This is a genomic window from Actinomadura sp. DC4 (genome assembly GCF_030406325.1).
Classification (GTDB): Bacteria; Actinomycetota; Actinomycetes; order Streptosporangiales; family Streptosporangiaceae; genus Actinoallomurus.
The window spans coordinates 1-23361 of record NZ_JAUEQY010000028.1; the positions used below are offsets into that span (position 1 = coordinate 1).

Below are 23361 nucleotides of genomic sequence, written 5' to 3' on the forward strand. Positions count from 1 at the left end.
GCCGCACCCACCCCTCAAGCGCAGCCCGCTCCTCATCGGTCAATAACAACTCGGCCTTCGGCCGCCCTGTACGCGCCACCCACCGAGCCTACACATATAAACAGAAATTAAGACTCAGGACACTAGCTTCTCCGTATGAAGAAGTCTCTGGAGACGCTGGGCGGTCTCCTCATCGTCGGCGGCCTCGCCGGGTTCGTGCACCACCTGTTCGGCTGGGCGCCCTTCGGCTTCGTCGCCCGCATCGCGCGGGCGACGCCGCTCGTCCGTGACCACGAGTACGTGACGTACGCCGTCCTCATCGTGCTCGGCCTCGGGCTGCTGCTCGTCCCCGGCGACGAGGACGACGAAGACGGCGAGGACGACGACGAGGAGGGGAGCTGAGCCCTGCCGTCCGCCTCCCCGTGCACCCGGCGAGTCGGCCCGTCTTTGGGGAGCCGAAATGGGGCTGATGGTCTAGCCTTCCACCGGTATGTCCAGCTAAGAAGGGGTGTCGATGACCAGGTTCGCGCCACTCGCCCGGTTGCCGCGCCCCGCCCGCTGGCTGGTCCGGGTCCTGATCGTGCTGCTGGTGCTCGTCCTGGTCCTGACGCTGTACGTGCGGTGGACGATCCACCGCTCCTATCCGCAGACGAGCGGACGGGTCACCCTCACGGGGCTGAGCAAGGACGTCATGGTCTACCGCGACAAGTGGGGCGTCCCGCAGATCTACGCCGACGGCACCGACGACCTGATGCGCGCCCAGGGCTACGTGCACGCCCAGGACCGGTTCTGGGAGATGGACTTCCGGCGGCACGTCACAGCGGGACGGCTGTCGGAGCTGTTCGGCAGCACGACGCTCGACACTGACAAGGTCGTACGGACGATGGGCTGGCGCCGGGTGGCCCAGCAGGAGCTGCCCCTGCTGCGCCCCGACACGCGGCGCTACCTGGAGGCGTACGCGCAGGGCGTCAACGCCTGGCTGCGCACGCACGAGAACACCGCGACGCAGAGCCTGGAGTACTCCGTGCTCGGCCTGCAGAACAGCGGCTACCACCCCGAGCCCTGGACGCCGGTGGACTCCCTCGCCTGGCTCAAGGCGATGGCCTGGGACCTGCGCAGCAACATGGACGACGAGCTCGGCCGCGCGCTGGCCGCCACCAAGGTGCCGCGGTCCCAGGTCGACGAGCTCTACCCCGCCTACCCGTACGACCGGAACCCGGTCATCGTCGACGGCGGCAAGGACGCGCGCGGCGGCCCGGTGACCGAGCCCCGCGCGCGTACGCTGCCTCCCGCGCTGGAGAAGGTCTCCGCCGCGATCAACGCGATGCCGACGATGCTCGGCAACGGCGCGCCCGGCCTCGGATCCAACTCCTGGGTGGTCGCCGGCAGCCGCACGAGCACCGGCAAGCCGCTGCTCGCCAACGACCCGCATCTCGCGCCGGCCATGCCCTCGCTGTGGTACCAGGCCGGCCTGCACTGCCGGCAGGTCGGCACGGCCTGCCCGTTCGACGTCAGCGGGTTCACCTTCTCCGGCGTGCCCGGCGTCGTGATCGGGCACAACCAGCGGGTCGCCTGGGGCTTCACCAACCTCGGCCCCGACGTCAGCGACCTGTACCTGGAGCGGGTCTCCGGCGGGACGTACGAGTACAAGGGCAGGAAAGAGCCGCTCCAGACGCGGACCGAGCAGATCAAGGTGGCCGGCGCCAAGACGGTGACCATCACCGTGCGCGCGACCCGGCACGGTCCGCTGCTGTCCGACGCGATGGACGAGGCGCGCGACGCGGGCAACGGGCTCGCGGTCGCGCTCCGCTGGACCGCGCTGGACCCCGGCCGTACGGCGGACGCGATCGGGCTGTTGAACACCGCGCAGAACTGGAACCAGTTCCGTACCGCCGCCGCGTCGTTCGAGGTGCCGGCCCAGAACCTCGTCTACGCCGACGTCGACGGCAACATCGGCTACCAGGCCCCCGGCCGCATCCCGGTCCGTACGAAGGGCGACGGGACCTGGCCCGCCGAGGGCTGGACCGGTGAGCAGGAGTGGAAGGGCTATCTCCCCTTCGACCGCCTGCCCGCCGCGTACAACCCGAAGAAGGGCTACATCGCCACCGCCAACAACGCCGCGACCGGGCCCGGCTACCCGGACCTGCTCACCAAGGACTGGTCCTACGGCTACCGCGCGGCGCGCATCGCCCAGCTCATCGAGCAGACGCCGAAGATGGACGCCGCCGGGATGGCGCGCATCCAGATGGATGACCGCAACGGGTTCGCGCCGACGCTGGTGCCGCACCTGCTGCGCGTCGGCTCGGGACCGGCGGCGGGACTGCTGCGCGGCTGGGACTTCACCCAGGGCGCGGACTCCGCGCCCGCGGCGTACTACAACGCGGTCTACCGGCACCTGCTGCTGCGGACCTTCAACGACGAACTGCCGGACGGCGCCCGCCCCGACGGCGGCGACCGGTGGTTCGAGGTGCTGCGGAACCTGCTGGACAAGCCGGACGACGCGTGGTGGGACAACGTGCGCACACCGGGCGTGAAGGAGACCCGCGACGACGTCCTGCGCCAGGCGATGAAGGACGCCGACACCGAGCTGCGCAAGAGGCTCGGCGGCGACCCGGCGAAGTGGAAGTGGGGCGACCTGCACCGGCTGAGGCTGACCAACCAGACCTTCGGCGACTCCGGGATCGGCCCGATCGAGTGGCTCTTCAACCGCGGGCCGATCAGGCTCGCGGGCGGCGACTCACTCGTGGACGCCACCGGCTCGAACGCCCAGACCGGCTACGGCGTCGACTGGGTGCCCTCGATGCGCATGATCGTCGATCTCGCCGACCTGGACCGGTCGCGGTGGGTCAACCTCACCGGCGCGTCGGGCCACGCGTTCGACGCGCACTACTGGGACCAGGCGAAACTCTGGGCGCGCGGCGAGAGCATCCCGATGCGCGCCACGCCCGGGACGATCCGCCGGGAGGCGCGTCACACCCTCACCCTGACCCCCTGATCGCGCGCGGTATCGCACCCGGAGTGAGGAAAAGAACACGGTCCGGCGTCGGACTGACGTTATCCTGCCGCAGGGGGAGCGGGGGTGTGTCATCACTGATCTGGGGGGATCGGGGGAGCCGGGGCCGCTGTTGCGGTGGCTTCCGTTCGTGGCGATGGGCATCGTCGGGCTGAGCGATCTGCTGGCCGGTCCGGAGCTGAGGTTCCGGCCGTTGCTCGCGCTCGGGCCGGCGTTCGCCGCGCTGTGGTGCGGCATGCGCCGGACCGCGCTCGTGGGCATCGCGGCCGTCAGTCTCGGCGTGCTGCTGAGCTCTTATCACCACGCGCTCGGCAAACGGCAGAACACCCTGATGCTCGCCATGATGGCGGGCATCACGGTGGCGAGCGTGTTCGCCAGCTCCGGGCGGCAGAAGCGCGAGCGCCTGCTGGCGGAGGTGCGGTCGGTCGCAGAGGTGGCCCAGCGGGTGCTGCTGCGCCCGGTGCCGCGCCGCGTGGGCCCGGTGCACGTGGCGGTCAGCTACACCTCGGCGACGGCCGAGGCGCGCATCGGCGGCGACCTGTACGAGGTCGCGTCCACACGGTCCGGCGTGCGGGTGATCGTCGGCGACGTCCAGGGCAAGGGTCTGGAGGCGGTCGAGACGGCGGCGGCCGTGCTCGGCGCGTTCCGTGAGGCCGCCTACGACGAGGCCGACCTGACCGGCGTCGTGGCGCGGATCGAGACCGCACTGAGCCGCCGGCTGTCGGGGGAGAAGTTCGTCACCGCGGTCCTGGCCGAGTTCGACGACGGCGACACCGTGACGCTGCTCAACTGCGGGCATCCTTCGCCGCTGCTGCTGAGCCGCGGCGGCGTGGGCGTCTTCGCCGAGCCGGAGGACGTCGCGCCGCCGCTCGGCCTGACCGAGCTGGTCGACATCCGGCCGTGCCCGTACACCGTCGGGTTCGCGCCCGGCGACCGGATGCTGATCTACACCGACGGGGTGGTCGAGGCCCGCGACGGCGAGGGCCGGTTCTATCCTCTCGCCGACCGCTGCGGTTTGCTCAAGGTGCCCGACCCCGAACGGGCCCTGGAGGAGCTGCGCACCGACGTGCTGCATCACGTGGGCGGGCGGATCACCGACGACGCGGCGATGCTGCTGGTGCGCCGCCGCTGAGCCCCTGGGGCTCGTGTTGACGGTGATGTCTCCTGGAGGGAAGTGCGGTCCACCCGCCCCGCTACTCCTCACGCTTGGCAAAGAGCCCACTACTAAGAGTAGTGGGCTACTGAAAGTAAATCGACGCAGGTCACGGGGGCAGCGAAGCGACGTGCTCCGGGTCCGCCGTGCCATTCGAAGGAGCGGAAATGTCGGCGAGAACACTCGACCGCCTGATCCGGGAGGGACCGGCGATGACGCGATGTCGCCCTCCCACGCGCGCGCCGCAGACCAGACCGCCGGCCGCGCGCCGGCCGGAGATTCCGGCGTTACCGCCGGGGGCGCGTCCGGGTGACCGGACGGGGGGCGCCCCCGCGCGGACGCCGATCCGCCTGCGGGGCCGGTGCGGGGGTGCCGCATGATCTCCACTCTGCGGCAGTTCAGATCCTTCGGCCGGCCGGCCCAGATCCTGTTCATCAACGAGATCGGCGTGACGATCGCCCTTCTCATGCTCGCGCCCTACCTCGCCGACCACCTGGTGCACGGCATCGGGGTGGCGGTGTGGCTGGTCGGCATCGTGATGAGCCTGCGGCACTTCAGCGAGGGGCTCTTCGTCATCGGGGGCACGCTCGCCGACCGCATCGGGTACAAACCGATGATCATCGCGGGGTGCCTGCTCAAGTCCGGCGGCTGCGCGATGTTCGCGGCGTTCACCAGCCTGCCGTGGCTGATCGCCGCCTCGGTGATCACGGGGATCTCCAGCGCGCTGTTCATCCCCGCGAACCGCGCCTACCTCGCGCACGAGGAGAGCGAGCGGATCGTGGATGCGTTCGCGGTCTTCAGCGTCTGCCGGCGGCTGGGGGTCCTGCTCGGACCGCTCCTCGGCATCCCGCTCGTCCACTTCGGGTTCCGCATGGTGAGCCTGACCTCGGTCGCGATCCTGCTCGCACTCGCCGTTGCGCAGTGGCGTCTCCTGCCCGCCATCACGGGCCCGGAGACGGGGTCGTCCCGGCCCATCTGGGCGGACTGGCGCGAGGCGCTGAGCAACCGTCCGTTCCTGGCCTTCGCGGCGACGATGTTCGCGTCGTACGCGCTGCACTTCCAGATCACGTTCGGCCTGCCGCTGGAGATCCGGCGCATCTCCGGCGGGCACGCGGGGATGACGGCCCTGTTCGTGATCTCGGCCGTCCTCGGCCTGGCGCTCCAGGTACGCCTGATCACCTGGTGTGAGAAGTTCTGGACGCCCGGTCAGGCCATGGTCCGCGGGCTGATCGTCATGAGCCTGGCGTTCATCCCGCTGATGCTGCCGCCGCTGCACGGCTCGACCGTCATCCGGCTGCTCCCGATCCTGGTGTGCGCGGCGGCGCTGAGCATCGGATCGATGATGCTGCACCCGTTCGAGATGGCCACGATCGCCAATCTCTCCGAGGGCCGGGTCATCGGGACGTACTACAGCGTCAACAACCTGCTGTCCGGTTTCGGCGGGGTCTTCGGCAACCTCGTCAGCGCCGCCGCGATCAGCCTGTCGCACAGCACGGGCATCGCGAGCCTGCCGTGGCTGGTCCTGCTGCTGCTCGGTCTGTCCTCCGCGGCCTGCCTGCGGCTCGTGGACCGCGGCGGCCGGCTGACGCCGGGCCGCCTGCGGCCACCGCAGGAGGCCGTCGCGGCTCCGTGAGCGAGCGCGCCGCGCGGGGTACGCCCGCGCGGCGCGCGGTCAGCCGTCCACCGCGAACGGAGCGCCGTGCCCGGGGATGATGAGGCTGGGCCGCAGCGCCAGCAGACGCTCGCGCGACGCGCGCAGCGCGGTCGGGTCCTCGGCGAGCGGGTCCTCCTCGGGGCCGTCGGCGTGCCACCACAGGTGGGTGGCGGCGACCAGGCCGTCGGCGGTCTCGACGAGCGTGGCGATGTCCTGCGCGGTGTGGCCCGGCGCCTTCATGAGGCGCACCGACGGCGAGAGTTCGAAGCCCTCGGCGTCGCGGCTGTCCCATCGGTCGCCGGAGTAGATCGCCCAGTGGTCGTGGAACCGCGCCGCCGGGAACAGCGCGGCGTTGAGCGTGTGGTCCGGATGGTGGTGGGAGAACACCACGTCGGTGACGTCCTCGACGCCGAAGCCGAGTTCGGCGACCGGGTCCAGGATCAGCCGCCGGTCGGCCACCATGCCCGGGTCGACGACGGCGACCAGGTCGCCGTCCTGGATCAGCGTCACCGTGCCCGCGACGCGGTCACCCGCATAACCGCAGGTCAGAATGTGGACAGTTGCCGTCATGGCGCCCCCAGAGAACGGAAAACCCGCGGGGGTGATCCCCCGCGGGTTCCATTGTGCGGCCGGTGAGGTCAGCTCGGCGTCGGCGCGGTGGAGGACGGCGTGCCGGCGGCCGGCGGCGTCGTGGCGCCGCCCGTCGCGACGGTCATCACGGCCTTCTTGAGCGCGCCGCCCTTGACCCAGGTCTTCCAGGGCATCTGGTAGTAGCCCCAGCCGTTGTTCCACTCCAGCTTCCGCGAGGTCCCGCTGATGTTGATGACGTCGCCACGCTGGCTGATCTTGTAGAACCATGCCGCCCCGGCGACGGTCTGCCGGACGCAGCCGTGGCTGCAGTTGCGGTGGCCGAGGCATTCGTACTCGCCCGGGCTCTGGTGGAGGTACTCACCGCTGTTGCTGATCTGTACGTCCTTGAGCACCAGCTCGTGGTAGTAACCGGGCTCGTCCTTCTTGATGTTGGGCGAGGTCATCCAGACCTCGGCGAGCTTGCCCATCGCGAGGTGGACGCCGCTGGTCGTACGGAAGTCGTTGCCGTGCGAGTCGGCGCCGCCCATGCCGCCGCTGACCGGGATCGTCTTGGCGAGCTTGCCGTCGATGTAGACCCTGCTCTTGTCGCTCTTGAGGCTGACCTTGGCGATGTGCGAGGCGCCGATCTTGAACGTCCGGCTGTAGTCCTTGGTGCCGTACACCTTGGACGAGGCGCGGACCCCCGCCATGTGGGCGACCAAGGCCACCGACGTGTGCGCCGGCCAGTACGACTTGGTGCGGAAGATGACCTGCTGGGAGGTGATCCAGCGCCAGGCGCCCTCCACCGGCTTGGTGGACCGCACCTCCAGGGCCTTCTCGACCGCGCCCTTGTTGGAGACGGGGCTGTCGAAGTTCACCGTGATCGGCATGCCGATGCCGACCGTCTCGCGCGCCGACGGGGTCACGTCGCTGACCCGGATCGTCGAGGACGCCTTCATCGTGGTGAAGGTGCTCGTCGAGGTGGTGACCTTGCCGCCGCTGTTCTTCGCGGTCGCCGTCACCGTGTAGCTGGTGCCCGGCTTCAGCGTCCATTTGGTCTGCCAGGTCTTCTTGTCCGGCGACAGCGTGCCGTCGACCGTACGGCCACCGCCCTTGACGGTCACCTGGTCGAGCGTGCCGCCGGCCGCGGCCACCTGCACGCCCTTGTCGGGGCGTACCTTCTTGACCCCGTTCGCGGGGGTGATCGTCGCGGCGGCGTCGGGAGCCTTGGCCGCCGACTGACTGGCCGCGCTACCGCTGGAAGAGCAGGCCGCGACCGAGGCGAGCAGCATCCCGGCCACCACGGGAGCGACCCAACGACCTGATCGTGTGATATTCATCCTGCGCTGCACCCCTGTGACCCCACTCTGCTGCAGACCATGCCAACTCAACACAGAGAACCTTCGAGCCGTACATGGGATCGACCCCGCACAATCCGGGCATCATACTATCGATCACCGCAACGCTACGCTGGCGTTTCCCACGGTCCCCACATGATTGATCACGCCCCGATGGTTATCACCCGTTACCGTGCGACCGCCCTCGCTCTCCTGGCTCTCATTCCGGCGTGCGGATCAGCGGCCGGTTCCGGATCCGAGTGCTCGCTCGTCGGCGGCCGGACCGGCGTGGGGCTGGAGGTACGGCCGCCGCTCGCCGCCGGCGTCGCCCGCGCCTCGATGAGGATCTGTCGCGGCGACGCCTGCCGTACGTCCGCGGTCCGGCTCGACCCGTCCACCACGACGCGGCCCGGCGGCTGTTCGGGCGGCACGTGCTCGGGCACGGCGGTGCGGACCGGCGGCGTGCAGGGGTTCGTCGACGTCCCCGGCCTGCCGAAGGCCCCGGTGACGGTGACCGTCGTGCTGCGCGACGCCTCCGGCGGCCGCGTCCTGGACCGTACGCTGACGGTCACGCCGAAGGGCGTCTTCCCGAACGGCCCGCGCTGCGGCGAGGCGGGCCGCCAGACGGGCGTCGTCGCCGCCGGAGGACGGCTGACCGAGCGCCGCTGAGCCCTCAGGCGCCGGCGCGCAGCTCCGCGATCGTGCGCCAGACCGAGATCTGCTCCGGGTCGGTGCGGATCTCGATGACGGCGGGCCGGTCCTGGGCGAGCGCCTCGCGCAGGACGGCCGGGAACTCGGCGTCGGCGGTGACCAGCGCGCCGTACGCGCCGAAGGAGGCCGCGAGCGCGACGAGGTCGGGGTTGCCCAGGTCGGTGCCGATCGTACGGGAGGGATAGCGCCGCTCCTGGTGCATGCGGATCGTGCCGTACATGTTGTTGTTGAAGACGAGTACGACGATGGGCAGCCGGAGCCGTACGGCGGTCTCCAGCTCCTGCACGGTCATCAGGAAGCCGCCGTCGCCGGACAGCGCGACCACGGGGCGGTCCGGGTGCGCGAGCTTGGCGCCGATCGCCGCGGGCAGGCCGTACCCCATGGCGCCGGACGCCGCGCCGACGTAGGTGCGGGGAAGGCGGAAGGGGAAGAACGCGTGCAGCCAGCCGGAGAAGTTGCCGGCGTCGTTGGTGAGCACGGCGTCGTCGGGCAGCCCCTCGCGCAGCATCCGGATGATCTGCCGGTTGTCCACGCGGTCGGTGTGCTCCTCAGGAGGCACCGACATGGCCTCCTCGCAGGCCGTACGGCGCTCGCGCGCCCATGCGGACGCCTCGCGGAGCGGCGGGCCGGCGGCGAGCAGCGCGTCCAGGGCCTCGGTGAGGTCGGAGACCACGCCGAGCTCGACCGGGTGCGACTTGCCGATCATCGAGGGCTCGATGTCGACCTGGGCGATCCGATGGCCGGGCGTGATCGCGGTGTAGCGCTGTGAGGTGATCTCGCCGAGCCGGGTGCCGAACGCGAGCAGGACGTCGGCCTCGCGTACGGTCGCCACGATCTCCGGGTGCGCGCTGAGCTGCAGGTGCCCGGCGTAGAGCGGATGGTCGTTCGGGAACACGTCGTGCCGCCGCCACGCGGCGACGACCGGCACGCCCCAGCGTTCGGCGAAATCCACGAGCCGGGCCTCCGCGCCGCTGAGCCGCACCCCGGCGCCCGCGATGATCAGCGGCCGCTCGGCGTCGGCGAGCAGGCCGTGGAGGTCCTGGACCTCGGCCGCCGAGGGCCGTGGACGGGGGACGCGCACGGGCCGGGCGGGCGGCACGTCGACCTCGCCGGCGAAGACGTCCTCGGGGAGTGAGAGCACGACGGGGCCGGGCCGCCCGGAGACGGCCAGGCTCAGCGCCCGCGCGATCGTCTCGGGCATGCGCCGCGGGTCGGCCTCCTCGACGGCGTGCTTGGCGACGGGCCGCAGGAAGTCGGCGAGTGCGGCCTCCTGGAACGCCTCCCGGCCGCGGTGGCGGGAGTGGACCTGGCCGGCGAGGACGAGCATCGGCGTGGAGTTCTCCCGCGCGGTGTGCACACCGATCGACAGGTTGGCCGCGCCGACCGCCCGGCCGCCGAGGACGACGGCGATCTCACCGCTCGCGGCGGCGTACGCCTCGGCCGCGAACGCCGCGCCGCCCTCCTGCCGTGCCGGGACGAACGCGATCCCGGGCTCGTCGAGCAGAGCGTCCATGAACATCGTGAAGCTCTCCGACGGAACCCCGAACACGCGGCGCACACCGTGGTGGCGCAGACTGCCGACGAGATTCGCCGCGACGGTCGTCCCCATGAGATCGCATCCTCTCCCGAGCCGTGTCACCCATGACTACCACTCGCACGGGCGAGGAGACGGCCACCGATCTCGGCGACGTCCTCGGGGCTCCAGGCGAGTGCGGGGCCGGCGACGGTGATCTCCGCCATCGCGACGCCGGGGACGGCGGTGTCCTTCCATCCCGCGGCGAACCACACCTTCTCCTCCTCGGCGAGCGCCAGCGCCGCGTCGTCGAGGGCCCGCGCCGGGCGCGGCAGCAGGAGGCGGAACTGATGGGTGTGCGGCGGGCCGGGATGCACGCGCGCGCCCGGAAGCGCGGCGAGGGCGGCGGCGATCGTCCGCGCGTGCCGTACGTAGCCCGGGAGGAGCGGGAGCTCGCGGTCGAGGCCGGCGAGGGCGGCCAGCGCGGCCGGCCACTGCTGGAACAGCGTGCCGCCGTAGCGGTGCCGCCAGACGCGCGCGTACGCGGCGAGCGCGCCGGAGCCCGCGAGCGCGGCGCCGCTGATGCCGCGCATCGTCTTGTAGAAGGAGACGTAGACGCTGTCGGCGAGGGCGGCGACCTCGCTCAGGGAGTGCCCCAGGTAGGGCGTCGACTCCCAGATCCGCGCGCCGTCGAAGTGCACGCGGGCGCCGATGGCGCGCGCCGCGCCGGACACGGCGACGAGCTCGTCCCAGGAGGGCAGGACGAAACCGGCGTCGCGCAGCGGGAGCTCGATGACGACGGTGCTCACGGGCTCGCCGAGCGCGGTGATCTCGTCGGCGGTGGGGTTGCGGGGCTCGGCGGTCGGCCAGGTGCCGCGCAGCCCGCTCAGGTGCGCGTAGGCGTGCCGTTCGTGCACCTCCTGATGGCCGAGCGGGTGCAGCGCGACCGTACGGCACCCGCCGTGGTCGGCGCCGTAACGCACCGCGACCTGCTGGGCCATCGTCCCGGTGGGGAAGAAGACGGCGGCCTCGGTCCCCAGGAGCCCGGCCACGCGTTCCTCCAGCGTGGTCACCGGGCCGTCGCCGTAGTAGTCGGGCTGGGCGTCGAGGTTCCCGCCCGCCTCGATGCCGGCGAGCCGCTCCCTCATCGTCGCGGGCCGTTCGCCGGACAGGATCCGCCCGCAGGCGCGCATCGCGGCCATCCGCCGCTCCCGAGTGTTGTCAGGCACCGGGAGATCGTCCCAGACGGCCGCGACCGGGTCCCGGCGGTTTCCGCCCGGCTCGAACGGGAACTCAACGGACCCCATCGACCTCGGCTCTGGAGAAGTGATCGTGAAACTCTCACTGGTGTTGTGCCTGCCCCGGGACGCCGAGACCGTACGCGTGACCAGGAACGTGCTGGACGCCTCCCTGGCCGCGCTGGAAGTGACCGCCGACATCCGCGACGACATCGCCCTGGCGCTGGGAGAGGCGTGCGCGAACGTCATCGAGCACGCCGACTCCAGCGACGAGTACGAGGTGCGGGTCCAGCTGACGAACTGGCTCTGCGTCGTCGAGGTCGTCGACACGGGCCGCGGGTTCGACTCGGCCTCCCTGAACCAGTCCAGAGCCGGGGAACCGGCCACGGCCGAACACGGCCGCGGCCTGCAGATCATCGACGCGCTGGCCGAGAACCTGCAGATCACCAGCCGCCCCCTCGAGGGCGCGATGATCAGGTTCGAGAAGCCGCTCCAGACCTCGGTGTCGATCTGACGCGAGTCGTCAGCTCGGGTCGGGGCCGGCGAGGCTCCAGTCGGGGGCGATCACCTCGCGGGTGAGGTCGCGGCCGTGGACCCGCTCGCCGCAGGTGGCGCAGACCGTCGCCGCGTCCAGGGGGTGGTCGTGGTGCAGGACCTTCAGGGGCGGTGACGTCACGGCCCACTTGTCGCCCCACTCCAGCAGCGCCCGCATGACCGGGCCGAGGTCGCGCCCGGCCTCCGTGAGGTGGTAGCCCTCACGGTTCGCCCGCCGCTCCAGCACACCCGCGTCCACCAGGCTCTTCAGCCGGGCGGCGAGCCGGTCGCGCGGCGCGCCCGTGTTGCGGACGATCTGGCTGAACCGGTGGTTGCCGAACATCACCTCGCGGATGGCGAGCAGTGCCCACCGGTCGCCGATGACCTCCAGGGCGGAGGCGACGGAACAGGGGCGTCCGGGAAGCGTGGCCGGGTCGCGCCGTGGACTGGTCATGATCCCCACGATGTCAGCTCACGGTTTTGATTTCAAACCAAAGTCCGGTTATCGTCCCGGCATGACCCCAACGGTTGGATTTTCAAACCGCTCCCGCGTCGCGGCCGCCGTCGTCGTGCTGGCCGTGTTCATGACCAACCTCGACCTGTGGATCGTCAACGTCGCGTTGCCGGCGATGGGATCGAGCTTCTCCCACGGCGGCCACCCCGCGTCGCTGGCCGACCTGTCCTGGGTGCTCAACGCCTACGCGATCACGCTCGCCGCCCTGCTCGTCGTGCTCGGCCGGGCCGGTGACCGGATCGGGCAGCGCCCGGTCTTCATCGCCGGGGTCGTCGTCTTCACCCTCGCGTCGGCGGCGTGCGCCGTCGCGCCGACGCTGTGGGTCCTGGTGCTCGCCCGCGTCGTCCAGGCGGCCGGCGCCGCCGCCCAGCTCCCGACCTCGCTCGCGCTGCTGCTCGCCACCGTGCCCGCCGAACGCCGGACCGGGGCCACCCGCGCCTGGGCCGCGTTCGGCGGTCTCGCCGCGGCGGCCGGCCCGGTGATCGGCGGCCTCCTCGTGGAGGTCGACTGGCGGTGGGTGTTCGTCGTGAACCTGCCGATCGGGGCGGTCGCCGTCGTCGCCGGGCTGGCCGCGCTGCCCGCGCCCGCCGCACGCGAGGCCGGGCCGCTGCCCGACGTGTGGGGCGCCGTGCTCGTCACCGCCGCCGTCGCCGCGCTCACCGGCGCCCTCGTCGAGGCGCCCGACTGGGGATGGACGTCCGGCCGCACCTTCGGACTGCTCGCGCTGGCCCTCGTCGTCGGCGCGTGGTTCGCGTTCCGGTCCGCCCGTCACGCGAGCCCGCTGCTGGAGATCCACCTGCTGCGCCTGCCGAGGTTCGGCGTGGCCGGCGGCGGCACGTTCGTCTTCGGAGTGGCATTCGCGATCATGCTGCTGTCGAACGTGCTGTGGTGCCAGGACGTCTGGCACTGGAGCGCGCTGCGCACCGGTCTCGCTCTCGTGCCCGGCCCCGCGCTGGTGCCGATCGTGACCGTCCTGACCGCGCGAGCGGTGGGCCGCTTCGGCCACGGCCCGCTGGTCGCCTCCGGCGGCGCGCTGTTCGCCGCCGGGATGCTCTGGCGCGTCGTGGAGGTCTCCACCACCCCGGACTATGTACGCGACCTGCTGCCCAGCATGATCCTGGGCGGCATCGGCGTCGGCCTGACCCTCGGCACGCTCATCGCCGCCGGCGTCCAGTCGCTGCCGGCCGCCCGCACCGCCACCGGATCGGCCCTGGTCAACTCCTTCCGGCAGATCTCGGCCACCGTCGGCGTCGCGATCCTCGTCACCATCCTCGGCGCGCGGGTCGACGCCGGGTCGGTCGACGGCTTCCGCCTGGCCTGGGCCCTCGCCGCCGGCCTCAGCCTGCTGACCGCGGCCCTCGGCGGCCTGCTCATGCGGAGCGTCGCCGCGCCGGCCCCGGTCGTGCGGCCGGCGGCGGAGGTGGACGCCTCCTCAGTGTGACTCGCGCCGTACGTCGCTGCCGCTGGAGCCGGTCAGGAAGTCCAGGTCGGCGCCCTTGTCGGCCTGGAGGACGTGGTCGATGTAAAGCCGTTCCCACCCGCGGGCCGGCGCGGCGTGGGCGGTCGCGGCGGCCGGCTCCCGCGCCTCCAGCTCGCCCTCGGGCAGGTCCACGTCGAGCCGCCGGGCCGGCACGTCGAGGATGATCATGTCGCCGGTGCGCACCTTCGCGAGCGGGCCGCCGGCGGCCGACTCCGGGGAGGCGTGCAGGACGACCGTCCCGTACGCGGTGCCGCTCATGCGGGCGTCGCTGATCCGCACCATGTCGCGTACGCCCCGGGCGAGCAGCTTGGCCGGCAGCGGCGTGTTGCCCACCTCCGGCATCCCGGGGTAGCCCTTCGGGCCGCAGCCGCGCAGCACCAGCACGCTGTTCTCGTCCACGTCCAGGTCCGGGTCGTCCAGGGCGGCCCGCAGGTCCTCGATGCTGTCGAACACGACCGCGCGGCCGCGGTGGCGCAGCAGGGACGGCGACGCGGCGGCCGGCTTGATCACCGCGCCGTCGGGGCACAGGTTGCCGCGCAGGACGGCGATGCCCGCCTCCTCCTGCAGCGGGGCCGTACGGCGCCGGATGATCGTCTCGTCGTGGATCTCGGCCTCGGCGAGACGTTCGCCGATCGGCCGCCCGGTCACCGTGAGCGCGGAGCCGTCGAGCAGGTCGGCCACCTCGTTCAGCACCGCCCGCAGGCCGCCCGCGCGGTGGAAGTCCTCCATCAGGTGGGTCCCGGCCGGCTGCAGGTCGACCAGCAGCGGCACCTTCGCGCCGGCCTCGTCGAAGTCCTCCAGGGTCAGCGGCACGCCGACGCGCCCGGCGATCGCCAGCAGGTGCACGACCGCGTTGGTGGAGCCGCCGATCGCGGCCAGCGCCACGATCGCGTTGAGGAACGACCCGCGCGTGAGGACCGTGCTCGGCCGCCGGTCGGCGGCGACCATCTCCAGGATCGTGCGCCCGGCCTCGTGCGCGCGTTCGAGCAGCCGGCTGTCCGGCGCGGGGATGCCCGCCACGCCGGGCAGCGTCATGCCCAGGGCCTCGGCCACGCAGGCCATGGTCGAGGCGGTGCCCATCGTGTTGCAGTGCCCCCGGCTGCGGATCATCGAGGACTCGGCCTCCAGGAACCGCTCCTGCGACAGCGTGCCCGCGCGCACCTCCTCGCTGAGCCGCCACACGTCGGTGCCGCAGCCGAGCGGCACGCCGCGGAAGTGCCCGGTCAGCATCGGCCCTCCCGGGACCACGAGCGCGGGCAGGTCGACCGACGCCGCGGCCATGAGCAGCGCGGGGATCGTCTTGTCGCAGCCGCCGAGCAGGACCACGCCGTCGACCGGGTTGGCGCGGATCATCTCCTCGGCCGCCATCGCCGCGAGGTTGCGGAACAGCATCGCGGTCGGGCGCAGCTGCGTCTCGCCGAGCGAGGGCACCGGCATCTCCAGCGGGATGCCCCCGGCCGCCCAGATCCCCGCCTTGACGCTCGCGGCGACCTCGCCCAGGTGGCTGTTGCACGGCGACAGGTCCGAGGCGGTGTTGGCGATCGCGATGTGCGGCCGCCCGTCGAAGGCGTCCGACGGCAGCCCGCGCCGCATCCAGGCCCGGTGGATGAAGGAGTTCCGGTCGGTGCCCGAATACCAGTCCTGACTGCGGGGTGTCCCGGCCATGAGCCTGCCTCCTCGTTCGCGGCGTCTACCCGCCCATACTGCGACGTCGGCCCGCCACATTGCGACCCGCCCCGTGATCAGGAGAGTCTTTGCCCATGGAAGACCGGGAAGCCCTCAGCACCGCCTACCGCGACATCGTCGCCGCCGTCCGCGACATCGGCGCCGAGGAGGAATGGCTGCCGACCGGCTGCGCGGGCTGGTCCGTACGCGATCTGATCTTCCACCTGCGCGGCGACGCGCAGCGGGCGCTCGTGGCCCTCGCCAGCCCGGCCGGCACGGCACCCGACACCGACGCGGTCTCGTACTGGACGCACTGGCGGCCGGACACCGAGGGCGCGGCCCTCAACCGGCGCATGACCCGGATCAGCGCGAGCGTCTACTCCGGCCTGCGCCCGATCCTGGACAGCTACGTCGAGACCACCGAGGCCGTCGTGTACGCCGCGGTGCAGACCGACCCCGGCTTCGCGGTACGGACGCAGGGGCACGTGATGCGCGCCGGCGACCTCGTGCGCACCCTGGTCGTCGAGGCGGCGATCCACCATCTGGACCTCGTCGTCGCGCTGGACCGGCCCCTGCCCTCGGCCGGGCCGCTGCGGCTCGTGCGCGAGACGCTCGACGGCCTGCTCGGCGAGCCGCTGCCGCTGTCCTGGGACGACGTGGCGTACGCCCGCGCCGGCACCGGCCGTACCCCGCTGTCCGCGGCCGACCGGACCGCCCTCGGACCCCTCGCCGGACGTTTCCCGCTGTTCGGCTGAGAGCCGATCGGGGCGCGAGTTGTCAGTGGGGTTGCCTACCCTTCCTGGGTCGGGGTGGTGGATGACGGGGGAGACGTGTGACTGGGCGCAGGGCGCTGGACCTTGACTCGCCGGCGGTGAGCGAGCGGTTCCGGCTGTTCAACTTCACCCGCCGCGACGACCACGTCGCCTACCTCTGGGTGCTGCGGGCCATGGACCGGCTGCGCGCGGTGCACCACGTCCAGGTCGACAGCGACCAGGTCGCGGCGGCGCTCACCGAGCTGTCCGAGCTGTACGAGGACGTGCCCACCCTCGACGGCAACGTCCGCAGCCGCCTCGACGCGCTGCACGAGGACCGCGTGGTCCACCGCTTCGACGACGCCTCCCGCGCCGGCAACCTGGTCCGCTACCGCAACCGCCAGTCGGTCTACCAGTTCAGCGAGCTGGGCTACTGGGCCTACACCGCGGTCGAGGACCTCCTCGAGGCCCGCATCCAGGACGCCAACCTGTCCCGCCTGGTCTTCTCCGACATCCTCGAGGACCTCAAGGCGCTCGCCGCGGCCAACCGCGCGGGCGAGACCGAGCAGGTCTACCGCCGGCTGTCCCGGCTCGACTCGGTGATGGTGGACATGGGGCGGCGCTCGGCGCAGTTCCACGTGACCCTGGGGGAGATCGTCCGTTCCACCGACACCTCGCCGGACCTCTTCCTGCGTTACAAGAACGCCCTGCTCACGCACATGACCGACTTCATGGCCGAGCTCGACCGCTACCTCGCCCGGCTCGGCCGGGCGGTGCACGAGGTGGAGGACACCGGGCTGCCCGCCCTGCTCGCCCGCGCCGCCGAGGCCGACGAGCGGCCGTTCATGGCCTACGAGGAGCGGCTCGACGAGTGGGGGCGCCGCTGGACCGCGCTGCGCGAGTGGTTCGCCGCCGACGTCGCGGGCGACGCGCGCGCGGGCGAGCTGCGCGCGGCGACCCGCACCGCGGTCTCCGGCGTGATCGCGCTGCTGCGCCAGATCACCGAGGCGCAGCGCGGCGGCGTCAACCGCGCCACCCAGCTCCGCCACCTGGCCGAATGGGTGTGGGGCGCGCCCGACACCGCCGCCGCGCACGCGCTCATGTCCGGGGCGTTCAACCTGCGCTCGGCCCGCCACCTCGGCGGCGCGCACGACGACGCCGAGCAGATCTCCGAGCGCGCCACCTGGTGGGACGCGCCCGGCGTCGAGCTGTCGATCAGCCTGTTCCGTACGGGCAAGGCGCCCACGACCGGGGTGCCGCAGCCCGTGCGCGCCAACGCGGGCGCGCGGGTCGAGCTGCGCCGCCGGCAGGCCGCCGAGCGGGCGGCCGAGCGCGAGGCGGCCGGGCGGCTGCTCGGCGACGGGCCCTACGACCGGGTCCTGGACGAGACCGAGACCCGGGTGCTGCTCAAGCTCCTCACCCGCGCCCTGGAGGCGCGCACGGTCGTCGCCGGCCGGATCGAGGCCGCCTCGGGCGCGAGCGACACGGTGATGATGCGCCTGTCGCCGTCCGCGACCGGCAGCACGGTCGCCACGACGCGGGGAGTGCTGCATCTGCCCGGCTTCGCCGTCGAGCTCGGGCCCGCCGCGCGGCGCGTCCGCGGGGCCTCCTGATGCGGCGCCCCCGCGCCGCCGCCGGAGTCGAGACCACCGACCTCGGCGCCTACCAGCACGCCGTACGCCGTGTGCTCACCTGCGACCTGATCACCGCGACCCGGCCGCGGCCCGGCGTGCTCGAACAGGTGCTCCGGTGGGCCGACGAGATGAGCCGCGACTTCCGCGAGCTGCTCGGTTACACGCTGATCGCCGACACCCGCCAGGTCCGCCTCGTACGGCGGCTCGACCGGCTCGACCCCACGCAGGGGCTGATGTTCGCCCGCAAGGGAAGACCGTTCGACCAGCGGCGGATGGCCTACCTCTGCCTCGTGCTCGCCTCGTTCCAGCGGTCCCGCGTGGAGATCAGCCTGGCCGACCTCGTCCGCGTCTTCACCCCGGCGGCCAACGCGATCGGCGGCCTCGGCTTCGACCCGACGGTGAGCGCCCACAAGGCGGCGGTCGTGGACGTCCTCGGCTGGCTGGTCGACCGGGGCGCCCTGCGGCTGTCCGACGGGTCGCTGGAGGCGTGGGCGCGCGACAGCGAGCACGGCGACGCGCTCTACGACATCGACCACGACATCTGCACCGTGCTGTTCAAGCCCGCCCGGCCCGTGCAGCACCTCACCAGCGCGGCCGGCCTGCTCGACGACCCGCTGTCGCGCGTCGACGGGGCGGTCCACCCCCAAGCCGTGGCCCAGCGGGCGCGGCGGCTGCTGACCGAGCAGCCCGTCGTCTACTACGCCGACGTGGAGCCCGCCGTCGCCGACCTGCTGCGGCGGCCCGGACTGGCCGAGGACCTCGCGCGGTTCACCGGCCTCGTCGTCGAGCGCCGCGCGGAGGGCGTCATGCTGGCGGACGCGGGCGGGCTCTTCACCGACCGGCCGTTCCCCGGGCGCGGCGGGGCGATCAACCGTACGGCGGGCCTGCTGCTGGCCAAGATGGCCGACCTGCTGGAGGAGCCGGGGCACGAGCCGGTGCTCATCGAGACGCCGCGCCACACCGACGACCACGCCGAGCTCGTGGCGCGGATCGACTCCGGCCTGCCCGTCGCCGGGGTCGTACAGGAGCTCGCGTGGACGCCGCCGGAGGTCACCGACACGGCCGCCACGTCCCCGGCCACCGCTCCGCTGGTCGAGTGGAGCCGGCTCGACACGATGATCGACGAGCTGTTCGAGGAGTTCGGCGCGGCCTCCTTCACCAGCGCGTGGCAGCAGGACCCGCGGGGGCTGCTGGCCGCCGCGGTGACGTTCCTCGCCGAGCTGAGCCTGCTGCGGCCGGTCCCCGGCGGCGTCCTCGTGCTGCCCGCGGCGGTGCGCTACCGCAACATCACGCTGGCCCTCGCCGACAGCGCCCAGCTGTCTCTGTCCGGAGGAGAGACGTCATGACGGCACGGTTCCGGCCCTCACGCGCGGGCGTGATCAACGTCTGGGACTACGCCGACGAGGAGTTCGTCTTCGCCGACGGGCGGCTCGTGCTGCGCGGTCACAACGGCTCGGGCAAGACCAAGGCGCTGGAGGTGCTGTTCCCGTTCGTGTTCGACGGGGTGGCCGACGCGCGGCGCCTCGACCCGTTCAGCGGCGACAACCGGACGATGAAGTCCAACCTGCTCTACCGCGGGCAGGAGGCCGAGTACGGCTACGTCTGGATGGAGTTCGCCGACGGCGAGGGCGAGACGGTGACCCTGGTCATCGGCCTGCGCGCCCACCGCAATCGCGACGGCGTACGCTCCTCCTTCTTCGTCACCGGAAAGCGCGTCGGCGTCGACTTCGGCCTGCTGGGGCCCGACTCGCGGCCGCTCACGGACCGGCAGCTGCGGGAGGTCCTCGAGCCCGGCGCGGCGTACAAGACGGCCACCGAATACCGCGACGCCGTCGACGCGCGCCTGTTCGGCCTCGGCCGGGAGCGCTACACGCAGCTCCTGGACCTGCTCCTGGCGCTGCGCCGGCCCCTGCTGGCCAAGGACCTCGACCCGGGCAAGGTCTCCGACACGCTCACCGCGGGCCTGAGCCCGGTCGATGAGGACCTGGTCGACCAGGCCGCCCGCGACTTCGAGAACCTCGCCGCCGTACAACGGCTGTTCGACGACCTGACCGCGGCGGACGGCGCCGTCACCGCGTTCATGGCCGACTACACGACCTACCTCCAGGTGCACGCCAAGGCCAAGCTGGACCGGGTCCAGGCGGGACTCGACGGCGCCACCGGGCACGCTCATGCGATCGCCGAGGCCCTGGCCGAGGTGGCGCGCGCCGGGCGGGCCCGCGACCGCGCGGCCGCCGCGAGAGACGCCGCCGAGGCCGAGCGCACCACCCTCGGCGCGCGCCTGACCGCGCTCAAGAGCCACGACGCCTACCGCAAGCAGGGCGACCTCGACCGCATGCGCACCCAGATCGCCGCCACCGAGGCGGAGATCGTCAAGGAGCGCGCCCGGCTCGCCCGCGCCGGCGAGGGACTGCGGCAGCTCACGCGCGAGGCGGACGAGGCCGAGAAGCGCAGAGAGTCCGCGCGGGCCGACGCCGGCCGCTGGGCGGCCGCCCTGGAGGACGCCGCCGAGCGCGCCGGCATCACCTCCGACGGCGACGGCCCCGCCGACACGGGCGAGGACCTGCTCGTCGCGGCGAACGCGCGCGGCACCGCGCGGCGCGACGACGTCGCCCACGTGCGCACCCATCTGACGCAGGTCGGCACGGCCGAGACCGACCGCGCCCGCGCCGAGGGGACGCTGGCCGAGGCCGGCGAGAAGCTGCGCGCGCGGGAGGCCTCCTGCGCGGAGGCCGACGAGCACCTCGCGTCCGTACGCCGCGCGGCGGCCGAGAGCCTGGCGGCCTGGGCCACGCGGTGGCCCGAGGTCGCCGAGCCGGCCGGCGTCTCGGCGCTCGCCGCCGCCCTCGACCGGATCGGGGAGGCCGACGCGCCGAGCCTGCTCGAGGTCTTCGCCGAACGCTCCGACGACCGGCGTCTCGCGCTCGCCTCCCACCGGCAGTCGCTCGCCGGCACACGCGAACGGCTGGGCGCGGAGCTGTCGGCCGCCCGCGCGGCGCGCGCGGCGGTCGAGGCCGAGCGGGACGACGCGCCGCAGGCCGGAGACCTGCGCACCGCCGACCGTACGGACCGGCCCGGCGCCCCGCTGTGGCGGCTCGTGCGCTTCGCCGACGGCGTCGGCGACGAGCGAGCGGCGGGCATCGAGGGCGCCCTGTACGGCGCGGGCATGCTGACCGCCTGGATCCATCCCGACCCGTCTTTGACGTCGGCGGCGGTGGAGGCGGGGGAGTCCGACGGTTATCTCGTGCCGGCCTCGGAGCCCGCGGGCCGTACGCTCGCCGACGTCCTGGTCCCCGAGGAGCAGGACCTCGTCCCGGCCGCGGCGATCGCGGCGGTACTGCGCTCGGTCGCTCTCGTCGACGCCCCCGCCCTGTTCGAGAGTGTCCCGGCCGTCACGGACAAGGCGCAGTTCAGCCACGGGGTGCACGTGGGCGCGCGGCCGAAGCCTGCGCCGGAGTTCATCGGCGCGACCAACCGGTCGAACCGCCGCCGGGCGAGGCTGGCCGCCTACGACGAGTCCATCGCCAAGCTGGAGTCGGAGGACGCGGAGGCCGCCGCCGAGCTGTCCCGGCTGGAGACGCTGCTGGCCGGCTTCAAGCGCGCCCAGCGTGAGCTGCCCGCCGCCGGGCCGCTCATCGGCGCGGTCAAGCGCGTCGCGGACCACGCGATCCTGCTGACCGTCGCCCGTACGACCGAGGCGGAGGCGCGCAAGACCTTGGAGGGCGCCTCGGCCGAGGTCGACGCGCGCCGCCGCCGCCTCCGCCAGGCGGCGGCCGAACGCGGCATGCCCGCGACGGCCGACGCCGTCGACACGGTGGCCCAGGCCGTGGAGGACTTCGCCGCGGCGGCGGGCCGGCTGGACGCCACGCGGCAGAACGCCACGTTCCTGGACAACGACGTCGAGGGCCGCCGCGCGCACCTCGAACGCCTCCGCGTCGAACAGGCCGAGGACGCCGAGACGCTGTCCGCGAAGGAGAAGACGCACGGCGCGGCCGTCGAGGAGCTGGCCGAACGCGAACGAGCGCTGGACGCGCCGCTGAAGGAGGTCCTCGCGCAGATCTCGGAGATCGAGAAGCTGATCGAGACGGCGGATGGGGAGTTCTCGAAACAGCAGACGGAGGCGGCGCGCGAGGACCGTGTCCTGGTCAACGCCGAGGCGGACCTCCGCAACGGCCGCAAGCTGGTCGCGGAGGCGATGAGCGGCCTGTTCGAACAGGCGTCGTCGTTCGCCCCGTACACCCACCGCGACCTGCGCGTCCTGCTGGGCGTGAAGGACACCCGCCCCTGGCCCGCCGACGCGACCTGGGCCCCCGACCGCGCGGGCCAGGCCGTCGTCGACGCGTTGTCCGCCGCCACGACCCCCGCCGCCGCGCCCGCCACCGCTGGGTCCGGTCCGGTGGATCCGGCGGCGGCGGTGCGGGGAGCGTTGCCGGACGGGGTGTTCGCGCTGCTGGAGGCGTTCCGCGCCGAGGTCGGGGGCGGGCGCCCGGTCGCGGAGAGCACGCTCAAGAGCGCCGCCGGGCGGATGTCGGACGCGCTGCGCACCTTCGGCGACGCGCTGGCCTCCTGCGAGGCCGACTACCGGCTCGACTACGACCCGACCGGCGTCGTGATGGTCTTCGTCATCGACGAGGACGGCCGCAACCCGGTCGCGGTCTTCTCCCGCCGTGTCGCCGAGCGGGCCAGGGAGCAGGGCGTCCTGCTGGAGGACCGAGAGCGCACCGTCCTGGAGGACGAACTGCTCACCGGCCTGGCCCAGCAGATCCACGGCCGCGTCCTGGCCGCGCGCGACCTCGTACGCGGGATGAACACCGACACGCGGTCCCGCCCGATGTCCTCGGGCACCGCGATCGGCATCAGGTGGGCCCACTCGGACAAGATCGACGAGAGGCAGCGTGCGATCTCACGCCTGCTGGCCCGCGACGCGCAGAGCCTGGGCCCCTCCGGCCTGACCCAGCTCCGCGGCGGCCTGCGCGAGATGATCCGCGCCTACCGGGCCGACCACCCGCGGGCCACGTACAAGGAGGTCCTGGCGGAGGTCCTGGACTACCGCACCTGGCACACGTTCGAGCTGCTGCTCGTGGTCCCAGGCGAGACCGAGGTACGCCTGACGCGGGCCCGCCACTCGGTGATGTCGGGCGGCGAGAAGTCCGCCGCGATCCACCTGCCGCTGTTCGCCGCCGCCAACGCGTTGTACTCCTCGGCGAACCCGGACTGCCCCCGCATGATCGCGCTGGACGAGGCGTTCGCCGGCATCGACGACAAGTACAAGCCGGACCTGCTGGGCCTGACCGTGAAGTTCGACCTGGACCTGTTCATGACCGGCCACGACCTGTGGGTCCACTACGACACGGTCCCGATGGCCGCCCACTACGACATGCACCACGACAAGACCGCCCACGCGGTCTCGGCGATGCTCGTCCTGTGGGACGGCGTGCAGCTGCTCGACGCCGCGGCCGGCTTCGCGGGCAACGACGAACTCGCCGAAGAACTCCTCGGCGTCAAACCCAGCCGCCACGCACCACTCGTCGCCGAGAACACCCTCCTGACCCTCGAGGACGACGAGGAGGAACCCGAGGCCTGATGGCCGCCATCGCGGCCCCGCGATTACGCA

17 protein-coding genes are annotated in these 23361 nt (G+C 72.8%); 11 read left to right on the forward strand and 6 right to left on the reverse strand.

The genetic code is table 11. The annotated features are described in order from the left end of the window. The first annotated feature begins 135 nt into the window (after positions 1-135). The 4 genes from QWU11_RS35560 (at position 136) to QWU11_RS35575 (ending at position 5778) form a co-directional block, all read left to right on the forward strand. Positions 136-381 carry a hypothetical protein gene (locus QWU11_RS35560; RefSeq protein ID WP_290118901.1) on the forward strand — a complete coding sequence of 82 codons (246 nt, stop codon included), beginning with the start codon at positions 136-138 and terminating at the stop codon, positions 379-381. 112 nt (positions 382-493) lie between these two features. Continuing rightward, on the forward strand, positions 494-2974 hold the full coding sequence (locus QWU11_RS35565; protein ID WP_290118902.1) for a penicillin acylase family protein: 2481 nt from the start codon (positions 494-496) through the stop codon (positions 2972-2974). A gap of 130 nt (positions 2975-3104) precedes the next feature. Continuing rightward, the gene (locus QWU11_RS35570) at positions 3105-4124 is read left to right on the forward strand and encodes a PP2C family protein-serine/threonine phosphatase (protein ID WP_290118903.1); all 1020 of its coding nucleotides are present in this window, start codon (positions 3105-3107) and stop codon (positions 4122-4124) included. Positions 4125-4521: 397 nt separating this feature from the next. Further along, entirely contained in the window at positions 4522-5778 is a 1257-nt protein-coding gene (locus QWU11_RS35575; RefSeq protein WP_290118904.1) for an MFS transporter, read from the forward strand. Positions 5779-5817: 39 nt separating this feature from the next. Here QWU11_RS35575 and QWU11_RS35580 read toward each other — a convergent pair whose 3' ends face one another. Both QWU11_RS35580 and QWU11_RS35585 read right to left on the reverse strand, forming a co-directional pair. Continuing rightward, positions 5818-6369, reverse strand: coding sequence for an MBL fold metallo-hydrolase (locus tag QWU11_RS35580; protein WP_290118905.1), 552 nt, complete (start codon positions 6367-6369; stop codon positions 5818-5820). A gap of 68 nt (positions 6370-6437) precedes the next feature. Beyond that, the gene (locus tag QWU11_RS35585; RefSeq protein WP_290118906.1) at positions 6438-7661 is read right to left on the reverse strand and encodes an Ig-like domain-containing protein; all 1224 of its coding nucleotides are present in this window, start codon (positions 7659-7661) and stop codon (positions 6438-6440) included. Between the two features lie 219 nt (positions 7662-7880). Here QWU11_RS35585 and QWU11_RS35590 point away from each other — a divergent pair, with 219 nt between their 5' ends. After that, on the forward strand, positions 7881-8375 hold the full coding sequence (locus QWU11_RS35590) for a hypothetical protein (protein ID WP_290118907.1): 495 nt from the start codon (positions 7881-7883) through the stop codon (positions 8373-8375). 4 nt (positions 8376-8379) lie between these two features. On the opposite strand, the gene QWU11_RS35595 is transcribed toward QWU11_RS35590, so the two are convergent. Together QWU11_RS35595 and QWU11_RS35600 are read right to left on the reverse strand one after the other, a co-directional pair. Beyond that, positions 8380-10026 carry a thiamine pyrophosphate-dependent enzyme gene (locus tag QWU11_RS35595; protein ID WP_290118908.1) on the reverse strand — a complete coding sequence of 549 codons (1647 nt, stop codon included), beginning with the start codon at positions 10024-10026 and terminating at the stop codon, positions 8380-8382. A 26-nt stretch (positions 10027-10052) separates the two neighbouring features. After that, entirely contained in the window at positions 10053-11159 is a 1107-nt protein-coding gene (locus QWU11_RS35600) for a beta-eliminating lyase-related protein (protein WP_290118909.1), read from the reverse strand. Positions 11160-11262: 103 nt separating this feature from the next. On the opposite strand from QWU11_RS35600, the gene QWU11_RS35605 reads away from it, so the two are divergent. Continuing rightward, a complete protein-coding gene (locus tag QWU11_RS35605; RefSeq protein WP_290118910.1) occupies positions 11263-11682 on the forward strand; it encodes an ATP-binding protein in 420 nt (139 codons plus the stop codon). 9 nt (positions 11683-11691) lie between these two features. On the opposite strand, the gene QWU11_RS35610 is transcribed toward QWU11_RS35605, so the two are convergent. Then, a complete protein-coding gene (locus tag QWU11_RS35610; RefSeq protein WP_290118911.1) occupies positions 11692-12156 on the reverse strand; it encodes a helix-turn-helix domain-containing protein in 465 nt (154 codons plus the stop codon). A gap of 61 nt (positions 12157-12217) precedes the next feature. On the opposite strand from QWU11_RS35610, the gene QWU11_RS35615 reads away from it, so the two are divergent. Further along, positions 12218-13657 (forward strand): MFS transporter, encoded by a 1440-nt coding sequence (locus QWU11_RS35615; RefSeq protein ID WP_290118912.1) that lies wholly within the window; start codon positions 12218-12220, stop codon positions 13655-13657. Here the strand turns inward: QWU11_RS35615 and QWU11_RS35620 are convergent. Next, entirely contained in the window at positions 13649-15361 is a 1713-nt protein-coding gene (locus QWU11_RS35620; protein WP_290118913.1) for an IlvD/Edd family dehydratase, read from the reverse strand. The genes QWU11_RS35615 and QWU11_RS35620 overlap by 9 nt on opposite strands. Before the next feature lie 95 nt (positions 15362-15456). Here QWU11_RS35620 and QWU11_RS35625 point away from each other — a divergent pair, with 95 nt between their 5' ends. From QWU11_RS35625 to QWU11_RS35640, 4 genes are all read left to right on the forward strand, one after another. After that, on the forward strand, positions 15457-16116 hold the full coding sequence (locus tag QWU11_RS35625) for a maleylpyruvate isomerase N-terminal domain-containing protein (RefSeq protein WP_290118914.1): 660 nt from the start codon (positions 15457-15459) through the stop codon (positions 16114-16116). A 77-nt stretch (positions 16117-16193) separates the two neighbouring features. Then, on the forward strand, positions 16194-17726 hold the full coding sequence (locus QWU11_RS35630) for a TIGR02677 family protein (RefSeq protein ID WP_290118915.1): 1533 nt from the start codon (positions 16194-16196) through the stop codon (positions 17724-17726). Beyond that, complete coding sequence (locus tag QWU11_RS35635) at positions 17726-19093, forward strand: DUF2398 family protein (RefSeq protein ID WP_290118916.1); 1368 nt, start codon at positions 17726-17728, stop codon at positions 19091-19093. The genes QWU11_RS35630 and QWU11_RS35635 overlap by 1 nt, the downstream gene beginning before the upstream one ends. Beyond that, positions 19090-23331 carry a TIGR02680 family protein gene (locus tag QWU11_RS35640; protein ID WP_290118917.1) on the forward strand — a complete coding sequence of 1414 codons (4242 nt, stop codon included), beginning with the start codon at positions 19090-19092 and terminating at the stop codon, positions 23329-23331. Before QWU11_RS35635 ends, QWU11_RS35640 begins: the two co-directional genes overlap by 4 nt. Positions 23332-23361 lie beyond the last annotated feature (30 nt).

Excerpts from the sequence above, each read along its gene's own strand:
- QWU11_RS35560 (WP_290118901.1), top strand. The coding sequence starts at position 136 with ATGAAGAAGTCTCTGGAGACGCTGGGCGGTCTCCTCATCGTCGGCGGC.
- QWU11_RS35565 (WP_290118902.1), top strand. The coding sequence starts at position 494 with ATGACCAGGTTCGCGCCACTCGCCCGGTTGCCGCGCCCCGCCCGCTGG.
- QWU11_RS35575 (WP_290118904.1), top strand. The coding sequence starts at position 4,522 with ATGATCTCCACTCTGCGGCAGTTCAGATCCTTCGGCCGGCCGGCCCAG.
- QWU11_RS35580 (WP_290118905.1), bottom strand. The coding sequence starts at position 6,369 with ATGACGGCAACTGTCCACATTCTGACCTGCGGTTATGCGGGTGACCGC.
- QWU11_RS35585 (WP_290118906.1), bottom strand. The coding sequence starts at position 7,661 with ATGCTGCTCGCCTCGGTCGCGGCCTGCTCTTCCAGCGGTAGCGCGGCC.
- QWU11_RS35590 (WP_290118907.1), top strand. The coding sequence starts at position 7,881 with ATGGTTATCACCCGTTACCGTGCGACCGCCCTCGCTCTCCTGGCTCTC.
- QWU11_RS35595 (WP_290118908.1), bottom strand. The coding sequence starts at position 10,026 with ATGGGGACGACCGTCGCGGCGAATCTCGTCGGCAGTCTGCGCCACCAC.
- QWU11_RS35610 (WP_290118911.1), bottom strand. The coding sequence starts at position 12,156 with ATGACCAGTCCACGGCGCGACCCGGCCACGCTTCCCGGACGCCCCTGT.
- QWU11_RS35615 (WP_290118912.1), top strand. The coding sequence starts at position 12,218 with ATGACCCCAACGGTTGGATTTTCAAACCGCTCCCGCGTCGCGGCCGCC.
- QWU11_RS35620 (WP_290118913.1), bottom strand. The coding sequence starts at position 15,361 with ATGGCCGGGACACCCCGCAGTCAGGACTGGTATTCGGGCACCGACCGG.
- QWU11_RS35625 (WP_290118914.1), top strand. The coding sequence starts at position 15,457 with ATGGAAGACCGGGAAGCCCTCAGCACCGCCTACCGCGACATCGTCGCC.
- QWU11_RS35635 (WP_290118916.1), top strand. The coding sequence starts at position 17,726 with ATGCGGCGCCCCCGCGCCGCCGCCGGAGTCGAGACCACCGACCTCGGC.
- QWU11_RS35640 (WP_290118917.1), top strand. The coding sequence starts at position 19,090 with ATGACGGCACGGTTCCGGCCCTCACGCGCGGGCGTGATCAACGTCTGG.